The sequence below is a fragment of the Marivirga sp. genome (assembly GCF_024636815.1).
Taxonomy (GTDB): Bacteria; Bacteroidota; Bacteroidia; order Cytophagales; family Cyclobacteriaceae; genus Marivirga.
In genome coordinates this window covers 1-11,342 of record NZ_JAGXGF010000134.1, presented here as the reverse complement: position 1 = coordinate 11,342, position 11,342 = coordinate 1, and the positions used below count along the sequence as shown (strand labels likewise).

At 35.6% G+C, this 11,342-nt stretch carries 9 protein-coding genes; 3 read left to right on the top strand and 6 right to left on the bottom strand.

The features are described from left to right. Positions 1-195 precede the first annotated feature (195 nt). The 6 genes from Q0L29_RS10215 to Q0L29_RS10190 all read right to left on the bottom strand — a co-directional run bounded on the left by Q0L29_RS10215 (position 196) and on the right by Q0L29_RS10190 (position 6,526). A complete protein-coding gene (locus tag Q0L29_RS10215; RefSeq protein ID WP_296621379.1) occupies positions 196-612 on the bottom strand; it encodes an exosortase F system-associated protein in 417 nt (138 codons plus the stop codon). Beyond that, entirely contained in the window at positions 602-1,126 is a 525-nt protein-coding gene (xrtF, locus tag Q0L29_RS10210; RefSeq protein WP_296621377.1) for an exosortase family protein XrtF, read from the bottom strand. The genes Q0L29_RS10215 and xrtF overlap by 11 nt, the downstream gene beginning before the upstream one ends. Beyond that, positions 1,123-1,752, bottom strand: coding sequence for a NeuD/PglB/VioB family sugar acetyltransferase (locus Q0L29_RS10205; RefSeq protein WP_296621375.1), 630 nt, complete (start codon positions 1,750-1,752; stop codon positions 1,123-1,125). Before Q0L29_RS10205 ends, xrtF begins: the two co-directional genes overlap by 4 nt. 1 nt (position 1,753) lies before the next feature. Further along, positions 1,754-2,356 carry an acetyltransferase gene (locus Q0L29_RS10200; protein ID WP_296621373.1) on the bottom strand — a complete coding sequence of 201 codons (603 nt, stop codon included), beginning with the start codon at positions 2,354-2,356 and terminating at the stop codon, positions 1,754-1,756. A gap of 142 nt (positions 2,357-2,498) precedes the next feature. Further along, positions 2,499-3,599 carry a mechanosensitive ion channel domain-containing protein gene (locus Q0L29_RS10195; RefSeq protein ID WP_296621371.1) on the bottom strand — a complete coding sequence of 367 codons (1,101 nt, stop codon included), beginning with the start codon at positions 3,597-3,599 and terminating at the stop codon, positions 2,499-2,501. Then, on the bottom strand, positions 3,596-6,526 hold the full coding sequence (locus Q0L29_RS10190; protein WP_296621370.1) for a hypothetical protein: 2,931 nt from the start codon (positions 6,524-6,526) through the stop codon (positions 3,596-3,598). The genes Q0L29_RS10195 and Q0L29_RS10190 overlap by 4 nt, the downstream gene beginning before the upstream one ends. A 425-nt stretch (positions 6,527-6,951) precedes the next feature. Here Q0L29_RS10190 and tyrS point away from each other — a divergent pair, with 425 nt between their 5' ends. The 3 genes from tyrS (at position 6,952) to tnpA (ending at position 10,979) form a co-directional block, all read left to right on the top strand. Next, entirely contained in the window at positions 6,952-8,247 is a 1,296-nt protein-coding gene (tyrS, locus tag Q0L29_RS10185) for a tyrosine--tRNA ligase (protein ID WP_296621368.1), read from the top strand. Between the two features lie 862 nt (positions 8,248-9,109). Further along, positions 9,110-10,039: a hypothetical protein gene (locus tag Q0L29_RS10180; protein WP_296621366.1), complete on the top strand. Its 930-nt coding sequence runs from the start codon at positions 9,110-9,112 to the stop codon at positions 10,037-10,039. A 481-nt stretch (positions 10,040-10,520) separates the two neighbouring features. Further along, a complete protein-coding gene (tnpA, locus tag Q0L29_RS10175; RefSeq protein ID WP_296621364.1) occupies positions 10,521-10,979 on the top strand; it encodes an IS200/IS605 family transposase in 459 nt (152 codons plus the stop codon). Positions 10,980-11,342: the final 363 nt, after the last annotated feature.

The window sequence follows — 11,342 nt, the reverse complement described above, 5'->3', positions numbered from 1 at the left end:
CGAGCTATATCGAGGAAAGACAACGCAGTATATTGGATTTTATGGAAAAGTTTTCCCCTTTCCGCCTATAAACAGCGATTTTCTTCCTAAAAACCCCTTGCAATAGCCTGCTATTGTTTCAGAATTTTTAGTTGAAACTCAATATTTATAGACGTTCTGAATCCTAAATAAGAATCGAACTCAGGTTATTAATAATCATTTTTGGAGCTCCTGTATGTAAATGGCAGGAATTAGCAAAACCATTAAAGTGGGATTTATGATCAGCCTGTGGATAAAGCTGATGTACATATGATCTATTGGGGTATTAAATCTTAGAATAAAATAAGGGATCAATAAAAAGAAGAAACCAAAAGCTTCTACTGCCAAACCAAATTTCACATATTTCCGATCATAAAACAGACCATAGATAAGCAATAATACTAAATTATCATTTAGCAGGAAACGAATGATTCGATTGATAATAAACTGATTTTGTGCATTTAGATTATCTGAGATAAAAAAACTATAATCAAAACGTTGTCCTAAAAAGATAACTCCTAATCCTGTCAAACTGATAGCTATCAGAAAGACTCTAAGCTTTCTATCGGGATATAGCCAGTCTTTACTTTTCATTTACCTTAAATATCCAAAGTGCCCACATGCCAAATACGGCTATATAAATAAAGGCTGTAAATAAATATTTATGACTAAAATAAAGGAAATCAGGCATGGATATAGTAACATGAAATAATAATAGAATTCTTAAAATATTGAAGAGATGAATCACTACTATTCCTAATGGGATAAACCATAGCATTCGTTTTCCAATCTTACCATAGGCAATTAGAAAGGAAACAAAAATAACCATCACATTTAAGCCATTGCAGCCTTCATAAACAGACAAAATCGCCTGGCTGTCTTTATAAATGAAAATGCTTTTTAAATCTTCTTTTGGCCCGGTGGCAATCTTATCCTGATAGGCATCAATAATTGAAGCTGTTTGCTCTGTTACCCATTTGGTCATCACATCTGCTTCCCCTTTTGAGGCATCCAAATAAAAGCCATAAGCCACATTGAGCACTATGTACAAGCCAATAAACTTAGCAAGGAAAAGAATGGATGGCTTAAAATCTTGATATAAACTCACTTTTCAATAATTTTTGCAGGTACACCTTTAGCCGTTTTATGCGCTTGTAAATTTTTGGTCAGCACTCCTCCAGCACCTAAAACAGAATTTTCAGCCATTTCAACACCATTTAAAATATTAGCTCCGCTGCCGACAAATGCACACTCCTTTAATTTAACATCACCTGCTAAATTTACTCCGGGCATTACAGAACTAAAATTACTTAATTGGCAATCATGACCAATTGTGGCATTTAAATTTATCACTACAAACTCTCCAACTTCAATATTCGTGGTCAAATTTACGCCCGCACAAATAATACTCCCCTTGCCAATCTTAATGAGATCATTAAAAATAGCATAAGGAGAAACTACCTTTGAGAATTCCACATAAGGATTTGTAATTTTCTCCACTACTTTCTTTCTGGTTTTTCCATCTCCTATTGCTAAGGCAATAGAAATAGGTCTATCCCAGTTATTGAGTTTTTCGGTATCTCCCAAATAAGATTTACCGAATTCTAATGATTTATCTTCATCATCAAAAAAGCCTAAAAAATGATATGTATAACCTTTTTTAATTAGCTGTTGAATAATCAAATTCACCTCTCTACCAAAGCCGCCAGCTCCGTATACTGCAATTTCCGTCATATCAAACTGTCCTTTTAATTACCTTAGCAGGATTCCCTACTACCACTGAATGATCAGGTACATCTTCTACTACAACTGCACCTGCCCCTATGGTGCACCATTTTCCAATTTTTACTAAAGGAATAACCGATGCTCCGGCACCAATCAGTGTTCCCTCTCCTATTTCCACACCCCCACATATCGAAACATTTGGTGCAATATGGGCAAAATCACCTACTTTGCAATCATGATCAACACTTGCGGAGGTATTGATAATCACATGCTTACCAATTTTAGTATCTGCATTGATAATCGTTCCAGCCATCACTACAGTTCCTTCTTCTATTTCTACGTGCGAACCTAAAATCGATTTATCATGGATAGCAATACCAAATTCTGATTCTCCTAATTGTTCTACCACTTTCCTGCGAGTATCATTTTTACCAATCGATACGATGCACTCTTCAATAGGATCATTAAAGTCTTTGGTTTTACCTAAAACAGGAATCCCCCAAAGCTCTTTTTTAGCTTCATCCTCATCATAAAAGCCTTTCACCTGAATACCTTTTGATAAAAGAATATCCACTATCACTTTTGCATGTCCACTCGCTCCGAATAAGTACATATGTTTTTTAAGTTGTAATAATAAGTATTAGGTTTTAAGTAGTAAATCAGTAGCTAGTATCAAGTATCTAGACTATCGAAAATCTGATTAAATGCAAATTAATTAAAATATCAGCATTTAAAGCAGTAGTAAACTGTACTTTTTAGAATTTACCATCCAATACTCCTTCTTTCACCAATTCAGTAATAATCAATTCCGTCATGTCACTTTTAAAGCGGAATTCATCACGAATATCCATCACATACGCTTTTACTCTCATTTTATAATAAGAATGATTGTTATTGATTTCATTCAAGAATAAGACCGTTATAGGTTTTCCTAAATAGATATATTTGGAAACTGTTGCTGCTTGAGTGGCAATCTCCCTGGTTTTAATAGTATCAATGCTGAGTGGTAGATAAATTTCAGCTACCACCTGGCAATTGGGCTCCCCAGCATTAGAATTTGACAAGGAACTATTCATCATCACAGCATTTGGAACAGAAACCAAAGAATCATCAGGCGTAACAATTCGGGTGGAACGCAAGCCTATTTCCACTACCTCACCATAATACTTATCAACTTCAATTTTATCACCGGAAACAAATGGTCTATCCAGCAAGATGACAATACCTCCAAAAATATTCTTTAAAATATCTTGAGAAGCAAAACCAATAGCGACACCGATAGAGGCAGAAACTGCCAGCATTGAGGCTACTGAAGGCTTATAAATCACTACAATTATTAAAAATATAATGATGACCCATCCTACAATTTTAACAATAGGTATAAAGCCTTTGAAGGCAATTCTGTATTTCGTGCTTCGCTCAGCTAGTGCATCTAAAATGAAAGTGATGACTCTTATAAATACAAAACCAAAGAGTAAAAATATTACAGTATAAAAAATATTAGCACTGGAAATAAGGTTTGATAATTCCTTGATTTTACTTTCACCAAAACCTTCTCCCTCTTCTCTTTTTTCTGTTTTAACTATTAAAGTATCAGCATTAAAATCCTTTTGTGAAGTTGTATCTTCCTTCTCTACCGATGTTAAACTATCATTTTCAAATTTTAAAGAATCTACCTTTAATAAGGGCTTTTGAATCTTGGCTTTCTTCGGTTTTGTAGCCTGAGAATCTACCAAAGTCTTTACTCCTACTAAACTTTCTTTTTGATTTTCAGTACTGTCCTGAGCTTGTATTTGAAAAGCTATGAATAGCCCAACAAAAAAGAATAGCATCCATTTTATTTGCCTTAATTTCATAATAAGTTTCTTGATTTAAGGAGTTGAACAGTATTTCTGTAAATAATCGGGTTAACCAGAGATTGCGCTTCTTTTTCGATCAATACACCATCCTCCAGCAATTCCAGTAGCAAAAATTTTGACTTGGTTAAACTGTAAGACAAAACATTCGCCACTTGTTCTAATTTTAGTCCATCATGCATAATTAAGGCCTGCAAAACGAATACTCTATCATTCTTTAGAGCTGATAAAAAGCTTAAATCAGGTTTTTTGAAGTTCTTGATAATAATGGTTTGATCATCGACTTTTTTGGTGGATAATAGCCAAAACATCAAAGCCATACTGATATTACTTTTGGCAAAATTATTCAAATCTTTGAAGAAGCGTTCTTTTAAAAATTGTTGCCTTTCAGCCTCGTCCAGTTTTTTGAATTTTTTATCATTGATATCTTTTTCTAATGCCTCAAACCTAATTTTAAAACCACTAATACGGTTCCTTTTAATAATTAACTGGCTGATTTCATCATCGCTCAAGGGCTCAAGCGGAATATGATAACTAAAGAAAGCACTCATCTTTAAGGATCTTTCCAAATAATTAAAAGTGTAGACAGACATAGACCCGATCCAAAAAACATTACGCTGGGTGGCTGTCATAATATCAATAAATTCCACTAAAGCTTTCTGACCATGCATTTCCCTCAGAAAGAGTTTTTGTAAATTTTCAACTATAATAATCCTCCTTTTACCAGAATTCAGATGCTCAATGATGGCCTGCTTATCAGGAAGTTCCGTTTCCAATAAATCCGAAAAACTTTGAAATAAAGCCTGTGGGTCTGGATTATTAATTTTCAACTCTGTTCGATGGGGTACATTATTGAATTTGATGTTTTTTACCGCATAATTAATGAGAGATGTCATACCACTCCACTTTTCAGCGGTAATCAATACGGAAGCATACTTCCCATCGGTCCAGGCATGATAAGCTTTAGAAATTCTTTCAATTTCTTTTTCTCTGCCCTCAAAAAGTACTAAGTCGGTAAGTGGCTCAATTGCATATAATCTTTTATATATAACCGGCAATCCTTCAATCACCTGATTGGATTCATTTAAAAAATCGGAAACTGCTCGATTAGGCTCATTTTCAATGCTGGCTGACAAAAAGCGTTTGGAAAGTTCTTCTTTCAGCTCCCAGGCTTTTTGATAATATACTAAACCGAACTTCTTACCCACTTCAAAATACTGCTTTACAAAATCCAAAGCTTTTTGAGTTAATGCCTCTGATTTATGAATAGCCTTTGCCTTGCTTATTCGGATTTTTAAAGCAGATACATTTTCATTTTCCTTGAGTTTTTGCAGTTCCTGAATCAGCTCTTCACTCATCTTTTTCAGCTCAGTTTGCGCATTTTCAATCACTTCCTGAATCTGACTATCCACTTCTTCTGCCGTATTTTCAGCTCTCTCAAACCCATCTATTATGATATTGCGAGCTTGGTTTTCATTAGATTCAGAACCTAAAGAATTGGAAGCAGAGCTCAATACATAATGCACGATTTCGTCTATATCCCCTACCTTAATCAGCAACTCTCCCATTTTTTGGAAAATATTACTTTTTAAAGTTTCCAGTTTATCATTTAGTTTTGGCTTAATTTCAAATGATAATAATTCATAATTGGAAATAGTAGAAAGTTCATTATCCTCTAAAGGAGTATTAAAATCATTCGATTTGGTTACCACATAATCATTGGCCAATTTTTCAATGCGCTCCCCTATCAAATGCTCTAGTCTATCCATCTGATTAAGGATGGTGTTTTTTGAGAGGCTTTCTTGCATCTTCTGAATCAGACCTTGATCTAATTGCTTATTCGTGATATATTTTACTTGAGTAATCTTTTTAGCAATGTCTTCTCCTTCATTTTCATCATCATCAAAAGCTGCCTGAGCCTCAGCCAAAAAAGATTTAATCGGACTTATAAAATTACCTTGCAATTTATCATTCCACTCGCCTACATTATTGTTTAGCCCTATAATACTTTTTTGTAAAAATGACTGCAAAGCAGAAAGCTCCAACTCTGAACGCCAATCCTCAAAAAGTGCATGTATGGTATTATTCCAATGATGATGTTTTTTAGAAAACTGCTTTTTAAAGTGTTGAAAATCTTTTTCTAGTCTTTTAGAGTTAAGCAGTTTACTATTATATTCAATGGTGCCAGCCAATTCAAACTCTTCTTCATAAGCCTGACATAATTGGAGATATTCATCATTGATTTTAGATCTTATCGTTTTTATAAAACCTTCTTCAAAACCTAATGCTGAATCTTCAAAATCAGATTGATTATTAGCTATCGGTGAATCTTCGAAATCTCGAAGTTTAACCAGTGAAGCTGTGAATTCTTTTAATATTTCGTAATTAAGCTCATTAAAAGTATCTTGGAATCCATTAAAAAAATGCCTTTCGAATAAAGCTTTTGCTTTGATTTCATGCTTCCAGTATTGAAGTGGTTTTTTATTTTTCCTGAAAAGGTTAACAAAATGAAATGGCAGCTTGCTCAGTCGAAAAACAAATATCTTAAAAAGCTTTCTTAATTTTAAGGCAAAGCTATCCTCTTCTTGAAGTTGAAATCGCTCGTATTTTTGTTGCTTAACAATTACATCAGGAACAGAGGAAAGTAAATTTTGAAATTCCGTTATTAATGAATCATGCAATTCCTCAAAATCTGACTTTTTCAGCAATGGCCGCTCCGCATAAGTATCTTTGATAAATTCGAAAATTACCTGCTTATATTCATCATCTGCTTTATAGTTAATGTCATCAGTTTGTACAGGCTTATGTTTCCTAATAAACTCAATATGAGGCTGTAGGAAGTCATTTTTTTGCTGAATAAGTTGTTGAAAATACTCTTGCAAAAATGAATGCCATTGTACCGCAAGCTGTTCTTGGTTTTCTTCCATTAATTAAAGATAAAGCAATTTTTAAATTTGATGCATTTTACCAAATAATCGATTATGGTACAAGGAAAGAAGTTAGAAGTTAAGAAGTTAGAAGTGGGAAGATGGAAGTTAGAAGATGGAGGTGGGAAGTCGCACACTCTATCGCCAGCGTCTCGCTGGTGATGGTTACTTCGTGCCTCTGGTATGGATACATCTGCTTGCTGGAATTGTGACAATTAGCATTTCATAATTAATCACAAGTAGCACGCGTTTTGCTACGCAACGCGCGCTATGGGGATCGATTAAATTAGCTAAGAGTGGACATAATTCATAATTTCAAAATTCGTAATTCGTAATTATTAACAGATTGCTATTATTTCCTTCTTAAGCCTTTTATATTTGCAGGCGTTATTCAATCGTAGACTTTCAATATTAAAAATATACAAATGAACTTTATAGAAGAGCTTCAGTGGAGAGGAATGATCCATGATATGATGCCAGGCGTGGAAAAACAACTGGCTAAAGAAATGAGCAGTGCTTATGTAGGATTTGATCCTACCGCAGACTCTTTGCATATCGGTCATTTGGTAGGGATTATGATGCTAAAGCATTTTCAGGATGCAGGACATAAACCTATCGTTTTATTGGGTGGAGCCACTGGTATGATAGGTGACCCTTCCGGTAAATCTCAGGAGCGTAATCTTTTGGATGAAAAAACATTGCGCCATAACGAAGCTTCTATAAAAGCACAAATGCGAAAATTCCTGGATTTTGATGCGAAAACTGAAAACAGTGCGGAATTGGTTAACAATTACGATTGGATGAAGGATTTTAGCTTTTTAGGCTTTATCCGAGATGTCGGAAAGCATATCACCGTTAATTATATGATGGCGAAAGATTCTGTTAAGAAAAGATTGTCAGCAGAATCTAGTGAAGGCATGAGTTTCACTGAATTTACCTACCAATTGGTGCAGGGCTATGATTTCCTTCATTTATACAAAGAAAAGAACTGCAAACTGCAAATGGGTGGTTCTGATCAATGGGGAAATATCACTACCGGGACAGAAATGATCCGAAAAATGGAGCAAGGCGAAGCTTTTGCTGTGACTTGTCCGCTTATTAAAAAAGCTGATGGCACTAAATTCGGTAAGACTGAAAGCGGCAATATCTGGCTGGATCCGAAGAAAACCTCCCCTTATAAATTCTACCAATTCTGGTTGAACGCATCCGATGAAGATATGAGTAACTTCATCAAAATCTTCAGTACTAAGGGAAAAGAAGAAATTGAAGCGCTTGAAAAAGAGCATAATGAAGCTCCGCACCTGAGAACTTTACAAAAGGCTTTAGCTGAAGAATTAACCGTTAGGGTTCATTCTCAGGAGGCCTTGGATATGGCCTTGAAAGCAACCTCTATCCTATTTGGAAAGTCTACCACAGAGGAATTAAAAAGCATAGATGAAGATACGCTACTGAGCGTTTTTGAAGGTGTACCGCAAGTAACTATCAGTAAGTCTGATTTAGACAAGACGGAGAATATCACAGATTTTCTTTCTGAACTAACACAGCAAGTTATTTTCCCTTCCAAAGGAGAAGCCCGAAAGATGATTAAAGGTGGTGGAGTCAGTATTAATAAGGAAAAAGTTTTGGATGCCAATGCCCCAGTAGAAATCAGTCTCTTGCAAGATAAATATATTTTGGTACAGAGGGGTAAGAAAAATTATTTTTTGGTGACGGTTGGGTAATGTGTTGATGTTTAGATGTGCTGATGTAGCTTAGGTCAGTAACTCAGGTCAGACCGGGATGGAAGCGGGAAGTTGGAAGATGGAGGTGGGAAGTGGGAAGTCGCACACTCTATCGCCAGCGTCTCGTTGGTGATGGTTACTTTGTGCCTCTGGCACGGATACGACCGCTTGCTTGAATTGTAATAATTAGCATTTCATAGCTAAAAGTGAAAGTAGCACGCGTTTTGCTTCGCAACGCGCGCTATGGGGTAATCAGTCTCTTGCAAGATAAATATATTTTGGTACAGAGGGGTAAGAAAAATTATTTTTTGGTGACGGTTAACGGTTAGGAGCCGGAAGTTAAAAGCTCGAAGTGGGAAGAAAAGTCAGTACCGAAGAACCTCCTAAATCTTCCAGGAGTCTATTTTATTCTCAAGTGCAAAACAGGCTTAAACCCCTATCGCCAGCGTCTCGCTGGTGATGGCTGCTTGGTGGCTCGGGCACAAAATATAACAGCTTGCCTTAAAAGCAGAATACATATGCCCTATAAGGGTGACATTATTGCGAAAAGTTAGAAGCTCGAAGTAGGAAGAAAAGTCAATACCGCAGGTCGAACTTTTGGCTAAGCAAACTGAAAATTTTATCCCTCAAATAAAAGTTGTACACGTTTGCTTCACAACCCGTGCTATTGGAGTAAAAAAACATTTCACATAAAAGGATTGGGGTTCAGTTTTAATCATATTTCTCTCAAAAAATAGCATGTTATTTTGAATATATAATATTGTTAGAATATTAATATTTTACCAACAAATTAATGCAATAAAATTTGCAATATAACCCATTGGATGTCTGTTAAATCTTATGTATAGCATATCAATATTACATGGGGGAAATTTCAAAATCGGTTCTATTATTTTCTGCACTCTTTTTAGTGTACGAATGCGCCTTTTCCCAAAGCTTTTACGATTCTAAATTTAATCGAAAATGGGTAGCTTCAATGGGAGTTGGCTATGCTCGCTCTTTATCTGACTTAACTAATCCTGGAGCTTATTTTGATAACAAACTCAATATAGAAGGAGGAATTCAATACTTAGCAACAGACAGAATTAATATTAGAACCCATTTACTTTTGTTTCAATTATCTGGAGATGATAGGGATATTGATCCTGAACTGAATACAAGAAGTAGAGGTCTTTCATTTGTATCCAATAATATTGAAATGGGAACTACTATCAGTCTTAGCTTATTTTCAAAAAATAGTAGATTTATTGATAGACCCAGAATAAATCCTTATGTTTTTGGGGGAGTAGGCTTATTGTATTTCGACCCCAGAGCAGAAGTACCTAAATATGCTATAGTAAATGGCCAAAGTATTCCTGCACCAAGAGCTGGTGAAATGGTCTCTTTGCATCAATACCAAACTGAAAGACCTAATTCCTATAGCCAATTTGCTGTAGTAATCCCCCTTGGATTGGGAGTCAAAATTAAAGCCACAAATTTTTTAGATATTACTCTAGAAGCTTCCAACCGAATAACATTTACAGATTATCTAGACGATGTAAGTGGGAAAGAATACTCTGATATAAATGAATTTGATTTCAGCAAGGATGAGGATATTACGGCCTGGGCACTATCAAATCCCTCTGGCACTGAAAGCAATACCCGAGGAAACCCCGAAAGTGATGATTATTATTTAATTGTAAACCTAAAACTTGATTTTTACATTCAAGGTAATTTCTTTAACAGATTGTTTGGTTTGGACGAAAATAAGTTTGATCTCACACCTCAGAGAGGTGGAAGATTATTTAGATGAATTAACTTACAAGCACCCTGCCCTTCGGGCACCCCTCCTTTTTGTAAGGAGGGGAGTGGGGAGCTACTTCGTTTAAGCTATGAATGTTTCGCACATCCTGCTGCTCATGGCGGCTGACGGAGAAGCTTATGGTAGCTGGCGGATGAGGGTTTATGTTAGTAGTTAATAATGTCAGCCCTACGGGCCTTAGCCAAATTTAGGCTTGCGTAGTTACCGTAATTTTAACCCTATGGGGCAAAACAGTCTGCGAAGTCAGTACTCCAATGATATCATTAAAACTGTATTATCCTGTAAGATCACTGAAATTGTAAATTTCCTATTAATAGCTGTCCACCTAAGTCCCATCGGGACGACACTACGGTAACTTAGCTCATGGCACTGCACCCAAGCCCTGGAAGGGTGGCATTATTAGCAAAAAAACAGAGATATGTTTTCCAAATTCAAATACAATTAGTAGTTTTTGTTTTTTAAAATATCAACCATGCCCAATACCTACTCCCAAATCAACATCCAATGTATTTTTGCTGTAAAAGGTCGCAAATATCTACTGACAAAAGACATACGAACTGAGCTTTTCAAGTATATGCATGGGATTCTAAAAAACGACAATACCTATCCACTAGCTGTAAATGGATGGAAAGATCATATACATGTGTTTTTTGAACTCTCGCCCAAAATGTCAATTGCTGATCATATGATGAAGCTAAAATCTTCATCTTCAAAATGGCTCAATGATCATTACTTCAAAAGCCGTGAGTTCAAATGGCAAGAAGGGTATGGAGCCTTTTCATACTCAAAATCTCAACGTTCCAATGTTATAAACTACATACAAAATCAAGAGGAACATCATCGAAATGTATCTTTCAGAGAAGAGTATCTAGGTTTCTTGGAAAAGTTTGATGTTGATTATGATGAGAGATATCTGTTTGATTTTTATTGATTATTGATATTCCCTTTAAAGAATGTCAGCCCTACGGGCCTTAAGGCTAGCTTTTCTGGTTATACTGTTACCATAATTTTACCCCGATGGGGCAAAAAAGGTCTGCCAAGGAAGTGTTTCATTAATATTATTTAAATTGTTTAACCCTGTAAGATCACTATAATTGTAAATTTCCTATTAATAGCTATCCACCTAAGTCCCATCGAACGGGATTATGGTAAACCTGCTAAAAGCAGAATACATAAGCCCTATAAGGGTGACATTATTGCATTAAGGCAGGAGTTTGAAGCTATTACTAACCTAAATCCTAATATTGTTATCATAATTTTAACCCTACGGAGCAAAACAGTCTGCGAAGTCAGT